Here is a 23,860-nt window from a genome sequence, read left to right on the forward strand (position 1 = left end):
CCGGTCTGGACAGTATTGTACATTATGATGGGTGTTGCCGGTGGGATGATTTGGAACCGAATTGAAACGGATGAAGCGACTGTAAAAAAAGCTTTTATGTTTTTTATCATTCAATTAGGTTTGAATGCCCTTTGGTCTTATTTGTTTTTTGGTTTGCACAATCCTTTGTTGGCCTTAATAGAAATTGTGTTGCTTTGGTTAATGATATTTGAAACCTACAACCAATTCAAAAAAATTGACAGAACGGCGGCATTGCTATTGCTTCCTTATTTGGGATGGGTGAGTTTTGCAACCGTTTTGAATGCCAGTATTTGGTGGTTAAATAATTAATTTGCATTTAATGTAAACTAATCACTTTAGCAATTTTCCATTGCCCATTGATTAGCTTCCAAAAAATAGTAAAGCGACTGATTTTTTTGGGCTCGTTCGGTGGATTGGTGTTATTGCTGAAAGAATGTAGTCCAATTTCAATAGCACCGTAATCTTTAATAGGATAAACTTCTATGCTGCCCGGAACGAGCGTTCGCGTGACTTTACCGCAAATATTTTTTTTAGTTCCTTCAAGGATGTCTTTTTTGGAGTCGGATAAACCGCCTTGGTCGTGGTAAAACTCGATGTCATCTGCATAGAAATCCGCATAGATTTCAAATTTTGTGTCGCAATGATTGTAAGCGTCAAAGAATACACTGTCTTGTTTTACAATTGCCTGATACAATTCGAGATCATCCGGCTGGTAATTTTTAGTCAATTGAAAACCATTTGGCTTTGAAGCCTTACAACTTCCCAATAAAAGAAGTGCTGAAAGGAGGAATGAAATAGCAATTGTTTTTTTCATGATGTGATAATCGAATTAGCCACAATAAACCCGCTAGTCCATGCATTTTGGAAATTAAATCCGCCGGTAATCGCATCGATATTGACAATTTCTCCGGCAAAATATAAGTTTTCGTGCCACTTGCTTTCCATCGTTTTGAAGTTGATTTCTCTTAAGTCGACGCCACCAGCGGTAACAAACTCTTCTTTAAAAGTGCTTTTGCCATTCACTTGAAATTGGCCGTTGGTGAGTTGGTTCGCCAAATTTGTCAATTGCATTTTAGTCAAATCGGCCCATTTGGTTTCGTTATCAATCGCGGAAGCCAAAACCAAGCTTTCCCAAAGTCGGTTAGGAAAGTCAAAAGGCGATTTCTTATTCACGACTTTCTTAGCATGTTCTTGTTTGAGTTCTTTCAAAATGTCTATAGCTTCCTCAAAAGTGACATCGTTGAGCCAATTAATTTCGATTACAAACTGGTATTTTTTCTCTGCCAAAATAATCGCACCCCAAGCCGAAAGTCTCAAAATTCCCGGTCCGCTCATGCCCCAATGGGTAATCAATAATGGTCCGGAAGCCTCCAGTTTAGTGCCTTTTACTTTTACATTAGCAAATGCCGAAACGCCCATCAAATCTTTAATGCGAGCATCTTTGATATTAAAAGTGAATAGGGAAGGCACGGGTGGAATTATAGTATGGTTCATGCTTTCGAGCAGTTCCCAAATCTTAGGATTGCTACCGGTGGTCATGACTAATTTTTGGCAAGAATAGGTTTCGTGATGCGTTTCCACTTTCCAGTAATTGTCTCCGTGAAAAAGCGATTGTACACTTTGACCGGTTAGGACCTCAATTTTTAATTTATGGGTCAAGCCCAAAAAACAGTCGATGATGGTTTGAGAGGAATCTGAAGTCGGGAACATTCTGCCATCGTCTTCAATTTTCAATTCGACGCCATGCTTTTCAAACCATTCAATCGTATCGCCCGAACAAAATTGGTGAAACGGACCGCGCAATTCTTTTTCGCCACGCGGATAAAATTTGACCAAATCATTTGGCACAAAACAAGCGTGAGTGACATTACATCTTCCGCCGCCGGAAATACGGACTTTTTCCAACACGGTTTTGCCGCGTTCTAAAATGGCGACTTTCAGTTTCGGATTGTTTTCAACGATGTTGATGGCCGTAAAAAAACCAGCCGCACCGCCGCCTACAATTATAATGTCATAGTTTGAGTTCATAGTCTTTCCGGAAAATCGGTGATGATACCGTCAACGTTTAACGATTGGACAAAGGTAATATCTTCCGGCTCATTTATCGTCCATGGAAAAACTTTAAACTGTTTGTCTTTGATTTTCTGAACCTTTTCCGCGGTTAACAAATGGTAATAAGGATGAATCGAATACGCTTTTATAAATTTGGCGAAAGCCAGCGCCAAGTCTAAATCAGTCTCCGTTAAAACGCCAATTCTAATGTTCTCATCGTGAAACCGAACTTCCTGCAAAGCATTCCAATCGAAGCTGGAAATCAGGATTTTGTTTTTGTCGAAAATATTTTTGGCAATCAAATTCAAAACGCTTTGCGTAGCAGAAAACGCTTTGATTTCAACATTAATGTCACATCGATTTTGAACCAATTCGAATACGCCTGCCAAAGTGGGAATACCTAATTGCTGTAATTCTTTGGCACTAAAATCAGTCACTAAACCAGTGCTCGAAGTCGTTCGGTCAACAGTTGTATCGTGGATGACCATAGGGATTTTATCCAAACTTAGTTGAATATCCAGTTCAATCATGTCAACGCCCAAATCAATAGCTTTTTGAAAGGAAGCCAAAGTATTTTCGGCTAGATGACCTTTCGCTCCGCGATGACCTATTTTGAGCATGGTTTTCAACATTAAGAGATTAAGGTTTCCATTAAGTTTAGTTAAGCCTTAATGGAAATCTTAATTTCCCTTAACTTCTTTATGGTAAAATTTTCCGGTTACAATTTCTCTAGTAAAACAATAGTAAAATTGGTGTCCAAAATCACTTTGCCATTTTCTACCACAGTTGTTACATTAGCATAAGCATCTTTCACTTTAGTGCCATTGGCAAAAACAGTTCCGACGGAGACTTCTTTTTTGCCTATTGGCAAATCCAATCCAACTACTACTTGGTCATTGTAATTTCTATTTGTATAACTTCTACTGAAAACGTAAGGGGTTTGTGAAATCATTTGGTGAACACCGGCGCCAACCGCAGGATGGTTATTTCTAAAGGTTCCTAATAGTTGATAGTGCATCAACAATTGGTTTTTGATGCGGTCTACTTTTAAATCGTCCCAATTCATAAACGAACGCAAAGTAGCATCGCCTTGTGAGCCTGCGATTTCTAGGGAACGAGCAGTTTCGTCTCCGTAATAGACTTGAGAAATTCCCGGGGTTAATAATAATTTGGTTCCGGCTTCAAAGATTTTTTCTCGTTTTTTATCAAAAGGATAGCCGTCGTCGTGTGACGTTACGTAGTTCATTACCGTGTTGCCTTTTAAGTCGTTTTGCAAGATGTTGGAATATTTGGAGAACAACGCTTCGTAGTTCATTTTGGCTTCATTTCTAAAGTCGAAATTGATTAATCCGGTGAAACCGTTAGCATAATAATCCACTTTTTTATCCCCAAAATCATATTGTTTTTTAGCTCCGATATTATAACCGTAAACTTCTCCAACGGTAAAGAAACTATTGTTGTCTAATACTTTAGTCGGATTGTTCTTTTTGAATTCGGCGAAAGCCCTATCACATACTTTTTTGAAATCGGCCCAAACATCTTCAGTGGTATGCTTGGCGGTATCCACTCGGTAACCATCAATCCCATAATCGGTGATATAATCCGAAAGCCATTTCATGATGTAATATTTTGGTGCGCGAGGATAACCGGTTTTTTTGAAGAACGCGTCCAATTCGGCTACTTCTTCTTCATAGCGACCTTCTTTTTTCCACTTTTCAGCTAACATGGGCGGTAAAGCCACGTTTTCGTTACTTTCGGTTTTAACATCAGGAAGGTTTTCTACTAGTGTACAATTGATGTAAGTGTCGTAAGATTGGTAAGTACATTTAGGCGAAGTGCGAACCCAATCGCTTGGGTAAACCGGATCCAATTCGGTTACCGGACCGGTGTGATTGATTACTGCGTCCAACATTATTCTGATGCCTTTGGCGTGGGCTTTATCTACTAACTCCTTTAAATCTGCTTTCGTACCATAACTTGGGTCGACTGCTGTCCAATCTTTCGTCCAATACCCGTGAAAACCATAAGTGTTTCCGGTGCCTTCATCTACTGAACCGTGAATTTGCTCTACCACCGGTGTCATCCAAATGGCGTTGATTCCGAGATTCGTAAAATAACCTTCGTCCAGTTTTTGAATTACCCCGCGAATATCGCCTCCTTCAAAGCCACGCAACACGCCGGTTGGTTTGTTGCGATTGATGATTTTATCGTTGGCTGTGTTCCCATTTTGGAATCTATCGATTAAAAGAAAGTAGACATTGGCACTTTCCCAAATGAAAGGTGTTTGAGAGGAAACTGTTTGTTTTGAAGTCGCTTCTTTGGTACAATTACAACCAATCAATAGGAGAGTAGCGGATAGGGTAAGCAGTATGTTTTTCATAAATCTAGTATTCAATTTTAATTTCAGGAGTTGTGCCTTTTTTCCAAGTTACCGGAATTTGTATAGGTTCGTTAAAGGTTTTGAAAACCATTTCTTGTCCGTTAACAAAGATGCGTTTGGCTTTAATGTTGTGAATCAATACTGAAACAGTTTTGTCGGTTGACGTATAGTTTTTGCCAACGGTTGCCGTTAGTTTTATAACCAATTCTTTGCCATTGTTATTGCTATTGAAATTCAACATTTCATACTGTCCTTTTTCAAAAGCCTGCGGAGTTTCGCCGTTGTCGTTGTATAATTTTCCGCTGGAATTTTTTACCGTTTCGTCAAAATAGAAGTGTAAATTGAAGTTGTCCACCGAATATTTTGATGTATTTTGTATGGTTTCAATCATTGGAATAAAACTACCACCGCGAACGAAAGTTGGGATAGATGTTTCTTCCACTTTTACAGTTTCAGTAGTACCGGCATTGAATTTTTTTCCTGAATAAAAATCAAACCAATTGTTGCTTTTTGGGAAATACACTTCTGTTGAAGTTACGCCGGCTTTGGTAATTGGTTTTACCAAAAAGGCATTGCCCCATAGATAGCTTTCCTTTTCGTTGAGTAACTTTTCATTCGTTGGTTCTTCAAAGAATAACGGTCGCATTAACGGTGTTCCTTTTTGGTTGTTATCGAAAGTCAAAGTGTAATTGTAAGGCATCAATTGGTAACGCAACTCAACCGATTTTTTGGCTTTAGCTTTCGTATGAACATCTTTATAAGTCACTTCAGACGCTACGTCTTCTTGCGCATGAGGTCGGAAAATCGGATTGAAAACGCCATATTGCAACCAACGCAAATACAGTTCGTTGTCGAAATAATCGCCTGCAAATCCGCCTAAATCCGAGTGCATATAAGCCATGCCTTGCATTCCCATTTGCATTGCGATTTCCATTTGGGATTGTAATCCGCCCCAACTTCTGGAAACGTCTCCACTCCAAGGCATCATTCCGAAACGTTGCGAACCCGAATAACCGGCGCGCATCAGGATAAATGGTCTTTGGTTTGGAAAATCTTTTTGGTAACCGTCAGCGATTAATTTGGCCCAATGGTGACCATAAATATTGTGCACTTCATCTGCTTTTCCGGCAATGGTCATGGCTTTGGAAGGGAAAACTTCCGGTTCGCCCAAATCGCCCCACATGCCGCCAACGCCTTGGTTGATTAAGCGTTTGTAGATAGTCCAGAACCAATCTTTTCCTTCGGGTTTAAAAATATCGACTACACTGGTGTTTCCGAAGTAGAAATCCCAAGTGGCCGGTTTTCCGGATTTATCGGTCACTAATATTTTTTTATCGACGGTTTCTTGCCATTTCGATGAGGTAGTTAAAATGAAAGGTTCGGTGATTAAAATGGTTTTTACGCCTTTCGCCTTCAAATCGGCTATCATTTTTTCGGGATTCGGGAATTGGTCTTTGTCCCAATCGAGATTCCCCATCGTGCCTTGAACGGTTTTGCCAAACCAATACAAATCGAGGATAATCGCATCTACCGGAATGCCGTCGGAATTGAATCGGTTAATTGTTTTTTCTACTTCCTCTTGCGTATGATAGCCAAAACGACTGGAGAAATTGCCTAAAGTCCAACGAGCCGGCATCGGTTGTTTTCCGGTTAAATCGGTATAATTGGTTACCAAATCTTCCCAAGTATCGCCTACAATGACTTGATAGGTTTTTCGGCCCGAAATGGTTTCGTATTCTAACGTATTGTTCTTTTTACTGTCTAAATCCAAATGGCCTATCGCCGCGTTGTCGAAATGCACAGCATATAATTTGGACGACAAAACCAAAGGTATACAGAAGTTCATTAGCTCGGCTCGGGTTTCATAACCATAATGGGCTCTGTTGTACAACGCTAAACGATTCCCGCGACGGTTCATGCCCAGAGCTCTTGCGCCACCGCCAAATAAAACTTCAGAATTGTCCAGATTGAATTGTAAAACTTCGGTGCTGTCTTTTTTGAAGTAACCGTTTTTTTCAGACAGTAAAACCTTGCCTTGATTCGAATAAGTAATGCGGAAAGGTGCTTTGTTGATGACTACCGTAATGTTGTTGGTTACCAGCGAGATAGCAGTAGCTGATTTTGAAACATTGGCATAAACTTTTTCCGGTGTTTTGATTACGGCATGTGAATTCGGATTGAATACTTCGCCGTTTGGGATGAAAGACGTTTCAATGATTTTATCCGAGTACGGTTTGATGCGATAAGTTCCGTCTGAAGTTTTTACTTCCAATAGATTGTTTTTCCAGCTGTGTGAAAGGTAATTTCTATTGGCATTCTGGGCGAATGCAATAGCGGTAATTAGTAATAATAGAAAAAGTTTCTTCATTTTCTTTTTAACATTAAGAAGTTAAGTTTCTTGCATTAAGAATAGTTAAGACTTAATGAAACTTATTTCATTCTTAACTTCTTAATGGTTTAAATTATTTTAATTCCAGTACCAAAACCGATTTGCCTTCAATAGTAATATCATTTTTTAAATCAAAAGAAGCGTCGCTTAACACATCTTTTCCTGAAGGGTAATTTTTTAGATTTTCCTGGAATCTATTGGTTTTGAAAGTTTGTTTTTCTTCATTATTGTTTACCACAACCATAACACTCTCTTTCTCGTTGTAACGGAAATACACATAAACATTGTTTTCAGGAATGTAATGTGTCGTTTTGCCGTTGTGGATTACCGTTTTGTTTTTACGCCAATTGAATAGTTTAGCGGTAAAATCAAAATATTTGTTTTGTTCTTCGGTTCTACCCACTTTGGTGAACGCATTGTTGGTATCGCCATTCCATCCGCCTGGAAAATCTCTGCGGATGTCGCCGTCCCCTTTGTTTTTGTCGCCTGCCATACCAATTTCGGAGCCATAATAAATTTGCGGAATACCTCGAACAGTGGCAATAATTGTCATAGCCATTTGGTATTTTTTGAAGTCGTTTTTATACACTTCATTGAGGCGATTGGTATCGTGATTTTCGGCGAAGAGCAAAATTTTATTTACGTCCGGATACAAAAAGTCATTGGTAAAACTGTCGTACAATTTGATTACGCCTTCGTTCCAATTGCCTTTATTTTCATTAAAAACGCCGCCACTAATTATGCCTTGTAACATGAAATCCATTACGGAAGGCAAATGGGAATTGTAACTTTGGATGGCGGCCACTTTGCTGTCTTTTTGCCAATAAGCAATTTGGGCATGATTGTACAACCAAGCTTCTCCTACGATATTAAAATTAGGATATTCATCGGTGATGGCTTTGGTCCATGCAGCAATACCTTGTTTGTCTGCATAAGGATAAGTGTCTACTCGGAATCCGTCTAAATCGGCATATTCAATCCACCAAATGGCATTTTGAATCAGATAATTTAATACTAAAGGATTGTTCTGATTTAAATCGGGCATCGATTTGACGAACCAGCCGTCCATACAATTTTTGGCATCAATTGCTGACGCATTTGGATCAAATTGGGTCGTCATTTTGTAGTTGGTTTGTTTGAATCCCGGAAATTGGTGTAGCCAATCATAAGTTGGCAAATCGTTCATCATCCAATGTTTGTAACCCCAATGGTTGGTGACGTAATCCATGATGTTTTTCATGCCGCGTTGGTGTAATTCGGCACTCATGCGAACATAATCTTCGTTGGTTCCGAAACGAGGGTCAATTTTGTATACGTCGGATTGACCGTAAGTGTGATACGAGCCTCTTTCGTCGTTGTCTTCGCAAAGCGGTGTTGGCCAAACGGCAGTTGCGCCTAATGCTTTGATGTAATCTAATTTTTTGATAATACCTTCGATATCGCCACCATGGCGTCCGTCTTTATTGCTTCGGTTGGCTTTTTCGGTAAGTTGGTCGTTGCTGTCGTTGTTGGGATTGCCGTTGGCAAAGCGATCTGACATGATTAAGTACATCATATCCGAGCTGTCGAAGCTTTTGCGAAAGCGAGAATTTTCTCTTCTTGATTTAAGCGAATAGTTTTGGGTGAAAGACTTATTACCGTTTTTAAAGGTAAAAACCAAATCCTGAGCCGGACTATTTTTGGTTTCAATGGTTACGAAAAGATAATTCGGGTTTTCGGTTTTTTGAATGCTTTTGATTACGATGCCGTTGGAAACAGTCACCTCGTTTTGGGCAATATTTTTGCCGTAAAACAAAACTTGCAAATCAGAATGTGTCATGTCATTCCACCAAAACGGTGGTTCAACTTTGTCTACTTGGGCGAAAGCCGAAACTGAAAACAATAAAACGAAGAGTAGTTTTTTCATATTGTTAGTTTTTACCATTAAGAAGTTAAGTTTTTTGCATTAAGTTTCATTAAGGTTTTTGAAGTATTCGTTTACTAAAGGTTTTACAGATTTGGTTATGTTGTCTGTGTAAAAATTTATTAGTAATCCTTGAGGTTTTTCTAATAAACTCATATAGGTTAACAGTTGTGCTTCATGAACAGGTAATAGATTTTCTATTGATTTTATTTCAACGATAATAGTATCATTTACTAATAAATCAAGTCTTAATTCAGTTTCTATTTGAGCATTTCTGTATTCAAGTTTTACTTTTTGCTGTGTTTCAACTTTAAATCCTTGAAACTCTAATTCTTCCTTAAGACATTTTTCATAAACACTTTCAAGTAAACCCGGACCAAGAGTTTTGTGAACTGTTATAGCACAACCTACAATCTCATAGCTTAATTGTGTTACTTCTTTCTTAGTCATTTTATTTATAAAAAAAAGAAGTTAAGGCATATCAATAAAACTTAATGAAAACCTTAACTTCTCTAAATTTCTTAATGTTAAAAATTATACAGTCACCAAACTATTCGGCTCCACTAAAACTTCTTTGCCGTTAACGAAAACCGAAATCGCTGTTTCGCCTTCCAGGGTAAAGTTGGTTTCGTTTTGGTGAACAGAAACTTTCAAAATCTGGTTTCTGAAATTGATTTTAAACGAATAGCCATTCCAGTCTTTTGGAATTCTTGGTTCGAAATGTAACGAGTCATTTTTCACACGCATGCCGCCAAAACCTTCCACAATACTCATCCAGGTTCCGGCCATTGAGGTGATGTGTAAACCTTCTTCGACTTCTTTGTTGTAATCGTCTAAATCCAAACGTGAAGTTCTTAAATAAAAAGTATAGGCTTGTTCCATTCTGCCTAAAACAGCAGCTTGAATCGAGTGAACGCAAGGCGATAATGAACTTTCGTGAACGGTAAAAGGTTCGTAGAAATCGAAATGTTTTTCCAACTGTTCTTTGCTGAAATGGTCTTCGAAAAAGTAGAAACCTTGTAAAGTATCAGCTTGTTTGATGTAAGGTGAACGCAGGATTCTGTCCCAAGACCATTTTTGGTTGATTGGTCGTTGTGATTTGTCTAAATCGTGTACTTTGACCAATTCTTTGTCTAAGAAACCGTCTTGTTGTAAATACACGTCGTGTTCTTCAGAATAAGGGAAATACATGTGGTCGGCCACTTTTTTCCAATGTAATATTTCGGCTTGGTCTAAGTTTACTTTGCTCATAATTCTTGTAAAATCAGAGCTGTATTCTTGTTTTACTTTTTCAATTTGCTCGATGGTATAATCGATACACCATTTGGCAATATAATTGGTGTAAAAGTTATTGTTTACGTTGTTTTCGTATTCATTCGGACCTGTTACCCCTAAAATTACGTACTGATTTCTATAAGTTGAGAAAGTAGCTCTTTGGTGCCAAAAACGGGCAATGCCGATTAACACTTCCAATCCTTTTTCTGGAATATAACTGTAATCTCCGGTGAAACGGTAGTAGTTGAAAATTGCAAAAGCAATGGCTCCGTTTCTATGGATTTCTTCAAAAGTGATTTCCCATTCGTTATGGCATTCTTCCCCATTCATGGTTACCATTGGGTACAAAGCGGCGCCATTTTTAAAACCAAGTTTTTCGGCATTTTCAATGGCTTTGTCCAATTGGTTATAGCGGTAAGCCAAAAGGTTTCGCGCAACTTGTTGGTCTTTGGTTGCCATGTAAAAAGGAATACAATACGCTTCGGTATCCCAATAAGTTGAACCGCCGTATTTTTCTCCGGTAAATCCTTTCGGGCCGATATTCAAGCGAGAATCTTTCCCTAAATAGGTTTGGTTCAATTGGAAAATATTGAATCGAATTCCTTGTTGGGCTTTCACATCACCTTCGATAGTAATATCGCTCATTTCCCAAATTTTGGCCCAAGCCTCGATTTGATTTTGCAATAAATTAGCATACCCTAAAGCCAAAGCTTGTTGGATAACCTGTTGCGCAGCCGGAATCAATTCGGCAGAGGCATGATTCATAGAAACGGTGTAACCGCCTAGTTTTTGAAACGCAATGGTTTGCCCTTTTGAGACCAGTTGTTCGTAGGTAAAGATTACTTTATCAGAAGTAGTATCAACGAAAGTTGGTTCGGCGTTTTGATTTTCTTCATTGATAAACAAGCTGTTGTGCATGTAAGTGGCTACTTCAAAATGGGTTTTAAAAGTGCGCGCTACAACAAAAGCTTCGTTATTGTGGTGTTGGGTTTCCAATGGTTCCCAAAATTTTTCTTCCCAGTTGGCGTCTTCATTGTGTACTCCGGCGTCCAAATAAGGTTTGAAAACGATTGTAGCATCATGATTTTTTGGCGTGATTTCGTATTTGATTACGCCCAATTCATCTAAGTCTAATGAAAGAAATCGTCTGACATTGACATCGATTTCGATTCCGTTATTCAAAGTGGCGGAGAAAGAGCGATGGTACCAACCTTCTTTCATGTTGAGTTCGCGTTTGAAATGGCTTACTTTACAAGTTGCTAAATCCAAGGTTTCACCGTTGATTTCTACTAAGATTCCAATCCAAACCGGAGCGTTTAATACTTTGGCGAAATATTCCGGGTAGCCGTTTTTCCACCAACCCACTTTGGTTTTGTCCGGATAATAAATCCCGGCGATATAACTTCCTTGGAAAGTGTTTCCTGAATAGAACTCTTCAAAATTGGCACGTTGTCCCATGGCACCGTTACCGATACTGAATAAACTTTCTGAAGATTTTACTCTGTCTAAATCAAATCCTTCTTCAATGATTGACCAGTTGTCTGGTTTGATATAATCTTGGTTCATTGTTGTTTTTTTATTATCCTTTTATCATTCAATTTTAGTCGAGGAGTGCTTCTATAAAAGAAAGATCCATAAACGTAAAATCTTTAAAATTATATTTTGCTTCGTGTAATATTTCGGCATCGCCTATACCCACACTGATCATGTTGGCAATATTGGCGGCTTGAATACCGGCTACGCTGTCTTCAAAAACGATACAGTTTTTATTGTTAACCTTTACTAATTTTGCAGCCCTCAGAAAAACTTCCGGGTCGGGTTTGGCATTGGCTACATCATTGCCATCAACGATGGCGTCAAAAAAGTGTAAAATACCAGTTTTTTCTAAAATAGGTCGGGCATTTTTACTCGCCGAACCTAAGGCAATCAGTTGCTTTTTTTCTTTGATAAATTCGAGTACGTTGATTACTCCCGGTAGTAATTCGCTTTCATCCATATCAACGAGATAGGATAAATACTCTTCATTTTTTTGGATTAACCATTTGTTTTTGTCTTCTTGAGAAGCTTGGACATTGCCTAATGCTAATATGATGTCAAGAGAACGAATGCGGCTAACGCCTTTTAATTCTTCGTTGTGTTCGGGTGTAAATTCGATGCCTAATTCTTGCGCTAATTTTTGCCATGCTAAAAAATGGTATTTAGCGGTGTCTACGATTACGCCGTCAAGGTCGAAAATGAATGCTTTTTTACTCATTAAATACTGTCTTTACTGTCTTTAACTTTTAAGGCTAAAAATGCGGCAATGATAAAGCTAACACCACTCATTACTAAAGCATAGATAGCATGGTCGCCGTAGACATATTTTACTAATGGACCACCAATTAAAGCGTTGATAATTTGCGGGATAACAATGAAGAAATTGAATATTCCCATGTAAACTCCCATTTTTTTCGGGTGAATTGAACCGGCTAAAATAGCGTAAGGCATGGCTAAAATACTAGCCCAAGCAAAACCTACCAATACCATGGAGAATATCAATGCTTCTTTGTTAGGCATGAAATACATAGAAATCAAACCAATTCCTCCTAAAACCAAGGATAAGGCGTGGGTTTTTCTTCTTCCGATTTGTTTTGCAATGTAAGGAAGCAAGAAGGCTACGATGGCGGATACAAAATTGTAAACTCCAAAGATGATTCCAACCCAATCTCCTGCTGATTGGAATTCCGGGCTTTTAGTATCGCTTACCGATAATCCGTAAATGTGTTGTGCGATGGCAGGTGTGGTAAATACCCACATCCCGAAGAGACCAAACCAAGAGAAAAATTGCACCCAACTCAGTTGACGCATGGTTTCCGGCATCTTGGTAAAATCGGTAAAGATATCCGACAGTTTGGATTCTTTTTCATCGCCCATAGCTTCAAGATGCTCTTTTTCATCTCGAAATTTAGCCAGTTCTTCGGGAGCGTATTCTTTGGTTGTTATGACTGTTACAAGAATAGTGGCAATCAGTACCAATGCTCCGATGATAAAGGAATAAATTAAGTTTTCGGGAACTGCAGAGTCTGCTGTTGGTAAATTGCTGATGCCAAACCATTCGTTTAACACATAAGGAAGCCAAGAACCAACGACCGCTCCTATTCCAATTAAGGCAGTTTGGACACTGAATCCTAAAGTGTGTTGGTCGGCTCTTAAATTATCTCCCACCAAGGCTCTGAAAGGTTCCATAGCGATGTTAAAAGAAGCATCCATGATCATCAGCATTCCGGCACCAACCCACAAGGCTGGCATGAAAGCGATAAAAATTTCGGCTTGTGGCATCAGTATTAAACCGATAGAAGCTAATAAAGCGCCCGTTAAAAAGTAAGGTTTTCTTCTGCCGAATCTTCCCCAAGTATTGTCGCTGTAATGACCAATCAAAGGTTGAACAATCAATCCCATTAATGGGGCAATTATCCAAAACCAAGATAATTCATGGACATCGGCACCAAAAATTTGAAGAATTCTGCTGGCATTAGCATTTTGAAGGGCAAAACCCATCTGTATCCCTAAGAAACCGAAACTCATATTCCAGATTTCCCAGAAACCTAATTTACGCTTTTCCATTATCGTAATTTATTGGTTTGTAATACGATAAGCGCTTTGCTTATCAAAACTTTAATTTGTTTTCGAAGTAAAGTATAAGCTTTGATAATTGCGGTAAAGATAATAAAGAATTTATAATGTGACTATACCGCTTAAAAAAAATGAATTTGCATAGTAGCGCAAACGTTTTTTGTTGATAAAAACTATTTTGTTGATTCTCTCTCTACTAATTCGGTTTCTATCACTTCCGTTCTGTATTGTTCTTCATCTTCCTCATCAGCTTCGAGTCTTTCAATCAACATTTTGGCAGCTTTACCGCCCATTTTTACGCCATTTTGACTTACGGTTGTGATACTTGGGGAAGAATATTTAGAGATAATACCGTCTGTGAATCCAATAATTGAAATGTCTTCCGGCACTTTTTTGCCCAGTTTGTTGGCTTCTTTTATGGCGGTGACAGCGAACAATTCATTTACTGCAAAAATAGCATCAATTTCATTGTTGTTCAGGAGATTGGCTATTGCGTCTTCGAAGTTTTCAGTGTCCTCTATTTTTAAAATTAGATTGTCATCTACTTTCAAGTCATTATTTTTTAAGGCTTTGATATAGCCTTCGGTTCTTAATTTTCCAACGCTTACATAATCAATGGTTGAAATCAGTGCGATTTTTTTAAAGCCTTTGTCTATTAAATGTTGAGTGGCATTGAAGGCTGCAAGATTGTCATCGATGATCACTTTATCGCAAAGAATTTCATTGGTTACACGGTCAAACATTACCACCGGCATTCCTTGATTGATTACTTCTACGATGTGATGAAAATCTTTCTTTAGTTGGGTTTCTTTTGATAGCGACATGATGAAACCGTCTATGCTTCCATTGGCCAACATTTCCATATTAATCACTTCTTTATCAAAGGATTCGTCAGACAAACAAACCAAAACGTTGTAGCCATTTTCATTGGCAACATGTTCTACACCGCTAATAACCGTAGCAAAAAAATGATGGATAATTTCAGGAATAATGATGCAAATTGTTTTGGTTTTTTTGTTTTTTAAACTCAGGGCAATATTGTTGGGTTTGTAGTTGTATAATTTGGCAAATGCCTGAACCTTTTGACGGGTATCTTCGCTAATTTCCATACTATTCCTCAATGATTTGGAAACCGTTGAGATTGACACATCAAGTTCTTTGGCAATTTGTTTGAGGGTAACTTTTCTTTTCATCGGATTGGAAGAGGTAAATAGTGTTTTCTGAATAAAGATATAGGTTATTTTTTATTCTGTCAATTTTGTACTTAAAATAATGAAATTATGGAAAAGTTTTCAACACGAAAACGTTTTCGAGCCATATTTAACAAGCGTTTATTCTGCCGAATGAATTTTTTACATAAATTTAACATTCGAAGTATAAGTATACGCACAAAATTAAATTTTTAACCTAAACAAAACGTATGAAAACAATTTACAAAAAGTTGTTATTTTTATTCCTGCTTCTCCCTTTTGGTGCTCTTGCACAAAGTACTTTGAGTGGAGTTGTTGTTGATAGTGGATCAAACCAACCATTACCGGGCGTAAATGTAATTGTTCAAGGTGCGAACAGCAGCACCACAACAGATTTTGATGGAAAATTCCAGTTAGGAGGCCTAAAAAGCGGAGACAAAATTGTCTTCTCTTACATAGGTTATGACTCACAAACGGTTACTTTTTCCGGACAAAAAACAGTCAACATTAACTTGTTAGAAAGTGCTAACCAATTACAAGAAGTTGTAGTTCAAGTTGGGTATGGTACTGCTAAGAAAAAAGATGCAACAGGTTCAGTATCCGTAATCACAGCCAAAGATTTTAACAGAGGAGCCATCCTGTCGGCAGACCAACTATTAGTGGGTAAGGTTGCCGGTGTTAGAATTACTAACGATGGTGGTCAGCCGGACTCTGCTCCAAACATCAGAATACGTGGTTTGTCATCTTTGAAAGCAGAGGCAGCACCATTAATTGTAATTGACAATGTGCCTATTGATAATCGTTTAGCGGCTGGTCAAGGCAATCCGCTATCAATGATTAATCCTAATGATATTGAAACCTTTACGATTTTAAAAGATGCGTCTGCAACGGCAATCTACGGTTCAAGAGCGTCAAATGGTGTTATCATTATTACTACCAAAAAAGGGTCAACGGGTGCACCGCAATTTAGCTACTCTTCAACTTTTTCTTCCTCAAAAGCGAATAAGTTAATTGATGTTAAAAGCGGGAATGAATTCAGAGATTTTATAGTTAGTCAACATCCTGATTTAGTAAATTTTTTAGGAATTGATGATCCAACAAATTCATTAACCGACAACCCTGCGACGCCTGATGTCATTGAAGGTAGAATTTTATCCAATACAAATTGGCAAGATCAAATTTTCAGAAACAGTTTTAGTCAAGACCATAATTTTAGTGCTAAAGCGGCTATATTTGGAGATGTGCCATTCAGAGCTTCCATTGGTTATAACAATACAGAAGGTATTATCAAAACAAATGACTATTCCAGAATTTCAGCTGGATTTAAAGTTACTCCAAGTTTTTTCAACAAACATTTAAAAGTGGATGTTAATGCTAAAGGATTTAGTTCTAAAAAGAATGCCATTGATGTTGGAGCTAATATTGGTGCGGCTTTAAATATGGATCCTACTAAACCAGTTTACGGTGATGCAACACCTGACAATAGATTTGGCGGGGCTAATGCATACTATCAACAAGTTACCAATCCTAATACTGTAGGTTGGGATGGTGTTTATCGTATAGAAGGACAGTTGAATCCGCTTGCCAGATTAATGCAACGTGATCGTCCTGAAAGTATTGATAAGTTCTTAGGAAATATTGAGTTTGATTACAAAATGCATTTTTTACCTGAGTTGAGAGCAGTTGTAAACTTAGGTATTGAAACATCTCAATCTAGTATTAAAGAGAGTTTTTCGGATAGAGCCTTAGAAACATATAGAATTGTTAACACAACACCTGTTTCAGACACTTATGTATTTAATCCGGGAGTAAATTTCAGAGAGCGTCAAACCATTGACAACAAAACGATGGATGCTTATCTAATGTATTCGAAAAAATTTACAGGATTTGTTTCCAGATTCGAAGGACAAGTTGGTCATTCATTCCAAAGTTTTGTAAACCAAGGCATAAAAGAAAATTACATTTACAATTTAGTTAGTGGTGTAAGAGAAGAACTTGTTAATCCACAAAATGGCAATAACAGATATTATGGTAAGATGACAATGGAATCTTATTTTGGTAGAATGAATATTGATTTACTAGACAAATATTTGTTCACCTTTACTATGAGAGCAGATGCCTCTTCATTATTCCCTTCTGACAGACGTTGGGGTTATTTCCCGGCAGCTGGTGTAGCTTGGAAAATGAAAGAAGAAAGTTTCTTAAAAGACTCTAAGTTGTTTAATGATTTAAAATTGCGTTTGGGATATGGTGTAACCGGTAACAGTGATATTAGAAACGAAAGTTACTATCCATACACGGCCTTGTTCTCTCCGGGTGACCCTTCAGGGCAATACTTACCGGGAGTAAATATATATTCGGCGAATGCTTTTAATCCTAATCTAACTTGGGAAAAAACGGCTACCACTAACATTGGGTTAGATTTTGATTTGTTCAAAAACGGAATTTTATCAGGTAGTATTGATGCTTATGTTAGAAAAACTACTGATTTGTTGATAAGAGCACCGTTCCCTCCGGGACAGTTTTTAACTAACGCATTTACTAAAAATGGTGCTGATATGACTAATAAAGGGATTGAGGTTAACTTGACAACTAAAGTTCTTTCTTCAGATGATATGAATTGGTCGGTTAATGCGAATTTTGCTTATAATATAGGTAATGTAGACAGAATTGAAGGTGCTTCGAGAGTTCAAGTAGAATCTGGTGGAGCTTTGCCTGGAATTGGTCGTCAGTTAACTTATCATGTAGTAGACCAACAACCACAAGCTGCTTGGGTTTTTGAGCAAGTATACGATAATGCAGGTAATCCAATTCCTGAAGTTTTTGTTGACCGAAATGGCGATGGAAGCATTACAGATGATGATAGATATTATGTTAATTTAATTCCGAATTGGACTTTCGGTTTTGGAACTACATTTAACTATAAAAACTTTGATTTTAATGCCAGTTTCAGAGGACAATTAGGAGGAAATGTGTTTAATGCTGTTGATTACCAATATGATTGGAATGATAGACCAAGACCAAATGCAGGCGGTCAAGCTTTGAACAATAATTTAAGTGGAATTTCTCCTTTTGCCAATACAAATGGTAATACTGCTATATCAGATTATTTCATCAATGATGCTACTTTTTTACGTTGTGAAAGCATCTCTTTGGGATACAAGTTTGATAAATTGGTTAAATCAGCTTCTATGCGTTTGTATGTTGGAGCCAATAACTTGTTTTTGATTACTAAATATTCCGGTCAAGATCCTGAAAATTTCAACGGAATAGATAGTAATTTCTACCCAAGACCTAGAGTCTTTAACATGGGAGTAAATATTGAATTTTAAAAAATAGACTATGAAAAAAATAATTAGAAATTTAGCCGCGGCTTTTTTAATCTTGGCTTTTAGTTCTTGCTCTGATGAGTTGGATACTAAGCCATTGGTAGAACAATCATTTGAGAATTTATTACAGCAAGATCCAAATGCTGCTCAAGGATTGTTGTCTAGAATGTATGCCACTTTTGCCTTGACAGGACCAAGTGGACCAGGTAGTTCTGATATTCAAACAAATGACGCCGGAGAAAGTGGTTTCTTGAGAGGGATCATCAATTTACAAGACTTTTCGGCTGATGCCATGAAAAATCGTTGGGGTGATGATGGACTAGATCAGCTAACGACTACTTCCAATTGGACGCAGAACAATAAATTTTTCAGATATCTTTTTGATAGAGTTTATTACACTGTTCCACAAACAACTAATCTTATTTTAGCATTAAATAACACAAATGTTCAAAATAAAGAGTTGTATATTAGTGAATTGCGTTTCTTGCGATCATTGGCATATTATTATATGATTGATTGTTTTGGTAAAGGAGTTTTGGTTACTACTGAAAATTATGGTACAGCCTCACCACTACCTGAAGCCAGTAGAACTGAATTATTCAATTATGTTGAAAGCGAATTATTAGCTATAGAAAATGATTTGCCTATGACTAATCAATATGGTAGAGCAAATAGATCAGCTTGTAGAATGTTGTTGGCTAAATTGTATTTGAATGCCGGTGTTTATACCGGTACAGAAAGATATAATGATGCTTTGACTTTTGTAAATAAAGTAATTACTGAAGGAGGCTATACTTTAGCACCTAATTTTGTTCAAAATTTTTCCGGAGATAACAATACATCACCAGAAATAATCTTCCCTTTAATTGCTGATGCATTAACCAGCCAAAGTTTTGGAAATACTACTTACCTTGTTAATGGGAGTTTAAATTCTGATACGATGCCTTTGAGTTTCTTCGGGGCAAATCAAGGTTGGGGAGGCCACAGAGCCACTAAAGCATGGTATGGTTTGTTTGGAAATTTGAATACATCTTCAGATGCTAGAGCTCAATTATTCTGGACTGCCGGTCATACTTTTGAAATGGATGATTACAAAGTATGGGTAAACGGATATCCTTCCACTAAGTTTAGAAATAGTAATTTTTCAGGGCCAAGTACAGCCACCGGTTTCTCAAGTACAGATTTCCCTATGTTCCGTTTGGCTGATGCATATTTAATGTATGCTGAATGTGTTTTAAGAGGCGCAACAGGAGGTTCAACTTCCCAAGCTCTTGCTTATGTTAATAGCGTTAGAACAAGATCAGGTGCTACTGCAATTTCTCAATCGGATTTGATTTTAGATTTTATTTTAGATGAAAGAGCGAGAGAATTGAATTTCGAAGGACACAGAAGATCAGATTTAATCCGTTTTGGTAAATTCACCGGAGGCAGTTATTTATGGCCATGGAAAGGTAATGTATTAAACGGAACTGCTATTCCGGATACTTATAAAGTATTCCCTCTACCATTAACGGCATTGGATGCAAATCCAAATTTAACCCAAAATCCTGGTTATTAATCTTTAAAAGAAATAATATGAAAAGTATAATTAATAAAACATTATTAATTGCAATCATTGCCTTTGGAGTATTTTCATGCTCTGATGAAAGCAAAGATCCAATTGGTAAGACGAGCGAAGACATAACATTGTCAGCTCCAACAGACGGCTCATACACCTTACTTGCTGTCAACGCGGGGGAAGAAGTATTTACGGCTTCATGGACTTCGGCAGACTTTGGTTTCCGTGCTGCTACACAATACAAACTTCAGATGGTAAAAGCATCTGAAACATTTACCGGAGATAATATTCCTTCATTTGATTTAGGAAATTATAGTTCTGTTGCAGGTGCTACTTTCGAAAAGATGATGACAGTAAGACAATTTAACAATTTGGTTTTATCTGCTAATTCTGCCGGAATTGGAGTATCAGAAAGTTATAAGGTAAGAATTATTGGGATTCTTGGAGGTCAATTAAACTCTTCAGACAATAATATCCCGGATGCAATTTCTCAAGAAGCCACTATTACGGTTACAGCCTATGATGCTTTTGATGAGTTTGACAGATTATATGTTCCGGGTAATTTTGGAGGAGCAAGTGGCTTTTCGGATTGGACACCAAGCAACGCGCCTAAATTATTTTCTAAGGCAAATGACGGTAAATATGAAGGATTTGTATGGATGAATAATGCATCTCCTGAGTTCAAATTCACTCCGGTACCTGATTGGGTAGGAGATAAAGGTGAGAGCAACCCATCCGGTGCTTTTTCAGGTGTTTTAGGTACGGCTTCAAACATTAAACCAACAGATGGAGCCGGGACTTATTTCTTTACTGTGAATTGGCCTGCTCAAACATACACTATGGCAAAAAGACAAGTGGCTATGATTGGTGCTGCTACTCCAAATGGTTGGGGAACTCCAACTTACATGGATTTTGATACCAATCCTTCTTCGCCTTATTTCAGAATGTATACTTTAGACTTAACCTTAGCTCAAGATGAATTTTTAATTCGTTTAAAAGATGATTGGTCTGAGAAAATGGGTACAGTTTCAGGAAATATGGAAACACTTACATCAACTTCCGCCAATACAATTAAAATTGGAGGAGGTAATATGAAAGTGCCTTCAGCGGGTAACTATAAAATAGTTTTAGATGTTAGAAATTCAGCAAATTATAACTTGCGTTTGATCCCTAATTAAAATTATAAAATATATTTCAAAATATTTCCCGTCATTACTATGGCGGGGAATGTTTTTTTAAAATAAAACACTATGAAAAAGTTAATAATATTTTTAATGTTTTCAACTTTTGCTATTCAGGCACAAGTTCAAAATATAACTCCAACAGTTTCACCAAACCCTTTTGAAAGAAATCAACAAATTACTATTACAGTACAAGGAAGTCAAATTAATGAAGCTACTTGGGGTGTAACAGGGAATGCTCTGTATCTTTGGGCTTGGATGCAAGATGCTAATGGAAATGCTATCGGCGATTGTCCTACCAATGGTACATGGGCTTCTTCATCAGAAACCAACAGAATGACCTATAATTCAGGATCAGACACTTATACAATGACTTTTGTTCCTCAAACGTTTTACAATAATACAGTTTTTGGAAGAATGGGGTTTCTAGTAAAAGCCAAAGACGGTTCCGGGGATAAAAAAACCAATGACAATATTTTTAATGTTGGAGCATTTCAAGTAACTTTATCTGCCCCTGCCGAGAATAGTATTACGATTGTTTCCACACCAACTAATGCTAGTGTTGTTGCCAGTAATTCTGGAGGTGCAGCAACATATACTTTAAGAGGAAATGGTGTAATTACCAACGGTCCAACTACAACCACCTTTTTTACTGCCGGTCCTTTGGTGTCTCAAAATACTATTTTTACCTTAGAAGCTACACAAGGTGCAACAACCATTACAAAAAGATTTACTTATCTTTTTAATCCGGGCACCATTAATGGTACATTGCCAAGTGGAATGGTAGACGGTATTAATTATGATTCTAATGATCCTACCACCGCTACTTTAGTTTTAAATGCTCCTTTTAAAGATTTTGTTTATGTTGCCGGAAGTTTTAATAACTGGCAACCTAATGCGGCTTCGGCTATGAAAAAAGATCCAACTTCAGGAAAGTTTTGGCTTACCATTACCGATTTAACTCCCGGTCAAGTGTATACTTATCAATATTGGGTTTGTGATGTTACCAGTAGACCTGTTAATTCTCCCGCTGTTGTAAAAACAGCTGATCCATTTTCTACTTTAGTGCTATCTCCATTTGATGATCCGGAAATAGCTTCATTAGGCGTGTTTCCTAATCTACCGGAGTATCCTGCAGGACAAGAAAGAGAGGTCTCTGTTTTGCAAACCGGACCTAATACTTTGTTTAGCTACAATTGGAGTAGTGCTACAACTAATTTTGTAAAACCAAAGAAAAAGGATTTGGTTTTTTATGAAGTTTTAGTGCGTGACTTCGATGCTAATCGATCTTATCAAGATTTGATTAACAAAATAGACTATTTTAAAAACTTAAATATCAACGCCATTAAGATAATGCCTGTAATGGAGTTTGAAGGCAATTTGAGTTGGGGATATAATACGGTTTTCCATATGGCTCTAGATAAAAGATATGGTCCTCCTACAAAACTGAAAGAGTTTATAGATTTATGCCATCAAAATGGGATAGCTGTTATTCTAGATTTAGCTCTAAATCACGTTTTTGGTCGTTCTCCTTTAGAAAGAATGTGGATGTTAGACACAGATAATGATGGTTGGGCCAATGGAACAGGTTTTAGAGTCTCATCTGAAAATCCATACGTAAATCAAGATGCCATGCATTCTTATAGTGTTGGTAGTGATTTAAATCATTTTAGAGAAACCGGAGTTGGCGGAAATTTAACCAACACCTACGCTTTAAGAACCATACAATATTGGATTAATGAATTTAAAATTGACGGTTATCGTTGGGATTTAACCAAAGGATTTACCCAACAATGTCCTCCGAATGTTTCTGGTGGTCAAGAAACCTGTACTAACGGATATCGTTCAGACCGTGTAGCCAAGATGAAATGGTATGCTGACAATCAATGGGCCGCTGATCCAAATTCATTAGTTATTTTTGAACATTTAGGAACAGGTGGTTCTTCTGATGAAGAAAATGAATGGGCTAATTACCAACGCACCGGCGATTCTAAAGGAATTATGCAATGGCGTAAAATGACAGATCCTTATGCCAATTTATTGAAAGGTAATTTTGGAGATATCTCCGGAGTTGCCGAACCAACAAGCAGATTTATTGGTTATGCAGAAAGTCATGATGAAGAGCGTGTTGTTTATAAAGCTTTAAATGAAAGCGGGCAAACACAAGGAAACTTGTCTAAAGTATTACAAAGATTGCCGGCTATGGGTTCAATGTTATTCATGGTGCCTGGACCTAAAATGATCTGGCATTTCGGTGATTTAGGTTGGGATAAATCATTGTTTACTTGTAGTAATGGTACAGTACAGTTTAATGACGGCTGTAAATTAGATACCAAACCACAACCTCAATGGACAGAAAATTGGTTGCAAAATACTGCCAGAGCTAATGTTTATAACCAATGGGCACGTCAAATTGATTTAAAAATCAATGAAAATGTTTTTGAAAATGGTCAATATGCTTGGAATTTTAATGTACTGGGAAGCCCAAGAATTGATGTGTGGACAAGTACAACACAAACTTCAGCCTTGAGCTATGTATTTGTTAGAACCAATTTTTCTGATAATATTTTAAACACATCAGGCGGATTCCCATTCACAGGGATTTGGTATAATTTAATGGATAACTCAACAATCAATGTTACTTCAACCTCTCAAAGTATTTCAATTGAACCCGGTGGATACAGAATTTATGGTAATCAACAACCTTCAACTTTAAGTACGAATGAATTTGATTTGTTGAATAATATTAGTTTGTATCCAAATCCAACTTCTGGAAACTTCAACATTAAAGGTCAAGTGTCCAAAGTTGAAGTATACTCAATCACAGGTCAACGAGTAAAATTATTTGACAATATTACTTCCGAAGACTATCAATTTGATGTTAATGATTTGACCAGCGGTGTTTACTTAGTGAAAGCTATTGATGCCAATAACAATTCATCCACCATGAAATTGATTAAACAATAAGGT

The 23,860-nt window shown here is 37.4% G+C and carries 16 protein-coding genes; 5 read left to right on the forward strand and 11 right to left on the reverse strand.

Going from position 1 to position 23,860, the window contains the following annotated elements; all coding sequences use genetic code 11:
- A partial coding sequence (locus ACIQ32_RS00830) for a TspO/MBR family protein (protein ID WP_396193749.1) occupies positions 1 to 330 on the forward strand: 330 nt, incomplete at its 5' end.
- Positions 331 to 337: 7 nt separating this feature from the next.
- On the opposite strand, the gene ACIQ32_RS00835 is transcribed toward ACIQ32_RS00830, so the two are convergent.
- The 11 genes from ACIQ32_RS00835 to ACIQ32_RS00885 form a co-directional block, all read right to left on the reverse strand.
- A complete protein-coding gene (locus ACIQ32_RS00835; protein ID WP_396193750.1) occupies positions 338 to 835 on the reverse strand; it encodes a nuclear transport factor 2 family protein in 498 nt (165 codons plus the stop codon).
- Complete coding sequence (locus tag ACIQ32_RS00840; RefSeq protein ID WP_396193751.1) at positions 832 to 2,049, reverse strand: NAD(P)/FAD-dependent oxidoreductase; 1,218 nt, start codon at positions 2,047 to 2,049, stop codon at positions 832 to 834. Before ACIQ32_RS00840 ends, ACIQ32_RS00835 begins: the two co-directional genes overlap by 4 nt.
- Positions 2,046 to 2,693, reverse strand: a complete 648-nt coding sequence (locus tag ACIQ32_RS00845; protein WP_396193752.1) for a glycerophosphodiester phosphodiesterase — start codon at positions 2,691 to 2,693, stop codon at positions 2,046 to 2,048. The genes ACIQ32_RS00840 and ACIQ32_RS00845 overlap by 4 nt, the downstream gene beginning before the upstream one ends.
- A gap of 98 nt (positions 2,694 to 2,791) precedes the next feature.
- Positions 2,792 to 4,453: an alpha-amylase family glycosyl hydrolase gene (locus ACIQ32_RS00850; RefSeq protein ID WP_396193753.1), complete on the reverse strand. Its 1,662-nt coding sequence runs from the start codon at positions 4,451 to 4,453 to the stop codon at positions 2,792 to 2,794.
- Positions 4,454 to 4,457: 4 nt separating this feature from the next.
- Complete coding sequence (locus ACIQ32_RS00855; protein ID WP_396193754.1) at positions 4,458 to 6,821, reverse strand: TIM-barrel domain-containing protein; 2,364 nt, start codon at positions 6,819 to 6,821, stop codon at positions 4,458 to 4,460.
- A 94-nt stretch (positions 6,822 to 6,915) separates the two neighbouring features.
- Positions 6,916 to 8,748 (reverse strand): glycoside hydrolase family 13 protein, encoded by a 1,833-nt coding sequence (locus ACIQ32_RS00860; RefSeq protein ID WP_396193755.1) that lies wholly within the window; start codon positions 8,746 to 8,748, stop codon positions 6,916 to 6,918.
- A 39-nt stretch (positions 8,749 to 8,787) separates the two neighbouring features.
- Complete coding sequence (locus ACIQ32_RS00865; RefSeq protein WP_396193756.1) at positions 8,788 to 9,195, reverse strand: GxxExxY protein; 408 nt, start codon at positions 9,193 to 9,195, stop codon at positions 8,788 to 8,790.
- A gap of 84 nt (positions 9,196 to 9,279) precedes the next feature.
- A complete protein-coding gene (locus ACIQ32_RS00870) occupies positions 9,280 to 11,586 on the reverse strand; it encodes a glycoside hydrolase family 65 protein (protein WP_396193757.1) in 2,307 nt (768 codons plus the stop codon).
- Between the two features lie 34 nt (positions 11,587 to 11,620).
- Positions 11,621 to 12,274: a beta-phosphoglucomutase gene (gene pgmB, locus ACIQ32_RS00875; protein ID WP_396193758.1), complete on the reverse strand. Its 654-nt coding sequence runs from the start codon at positions 12,272 to 12,274 to the stop codon at positions 11,621 to 11,623.
- Positions 12,274 to 13,623: an MFS transporter gene (locus tag ACIQ32_RS00880; RefSeq protein WP_396193759.1), complete on the reverse strand. Its 1,350-nt coding sequence runs from the start codon at positions 13,621 to 13,623 to the stop codon at positions 12,274 to 12,276. The genes pgmB and ACIQ32_RS00880 overlap by 1 nt, the downstream gene beginning before the upstream one ends.
- Positions 13,624 to 13,805: 182 nt before the next feature.
- Positions 13,806 to 14,825, reverse strand: a complete 1,020-nt coding sequence (locus ACIQ32_RS00885) for a LacI family DNA-binding transcriptional regulator (RefSeq protein WP_396193760.1) — start codon at positions 14,823 to 14,825, stop codon at positions 13,806 to 13,808.
- 227 nt (positions 14,826 to 15,052) lie between these two features.
- On the opposite strand from ACIQ32_RS00885, the gene ACIQ32_RS00890 reads away from it, so the two are divergent.
- The 4 genes from ACIQ32_RS00890 to ACIQ32_RS00905 all read left to right on the forward strand — a co-directional run bounded on the left by ACIQ32_RS00890 (position 15,053) and on the right by ACIQ32_RS00905 (position 23,857).
- The gene (locus ACIQ32_RS00890) at positions 15,053 to 18,154 is read left to right on the forward strand and encodes a SusC/RagA family TonB-linked outer membrane protein (RefSeq protein ID WP_396193761.1); all 3,102 of its coding nucleotides are present in this window, start codon (positions 15,053 to 15,055) and stop codon (positions 18,152 to 18,154) included.
- Between the two features lie 10 nt (positions 18,155 to 18,164).
- Complete coding sequence (locus ACIQ32_RS00895; protein ID WP_396193762.1) at positions 18,165 to 19,709, forward strand: RagB/SusD family nutrient uptake outer membrane protein; 1,545 nt, start codon at positions 18,165 to 18,167, stop codon at positions 19,707 to 19,709.
- Positions 19,710 to 19,726: 17 nt separating this feature from the next.
- On the forward strand, positions 19,727 to 20,887 hold the full coding sequence (locus tag ACIQ32_RS00900; RefSeq protein WP_396193763.1) for a SusE domain-containing protein: 1,161 nt from the start codon (positions 19,727 to 19,729) through the stop codon (positions 20,885 to 20,887).
- 72 nt (positions 20,888 to 20,959) lie between these two features.
- Entirely contained in the window at positions 20,960 to 23,857 is a 2,898-nt protein-coding gene (locus ACIQ32_RS00905) for an alpha-amylase family glycosyl hydrolase (protein WP_396193764.1), read from the forward strand.
- The last annotated feature ends 3 nt before the right edge of the window (positions 23,858 to 23,860 follow it).

Source organism: Flavobacterium sp., assembly GCF_044373165.1.
GTDB lineage: Bacteria > Bacteroidota > Bacteroidia > Flavobacteriales > Flavobacteriaceae > Flavobacterium.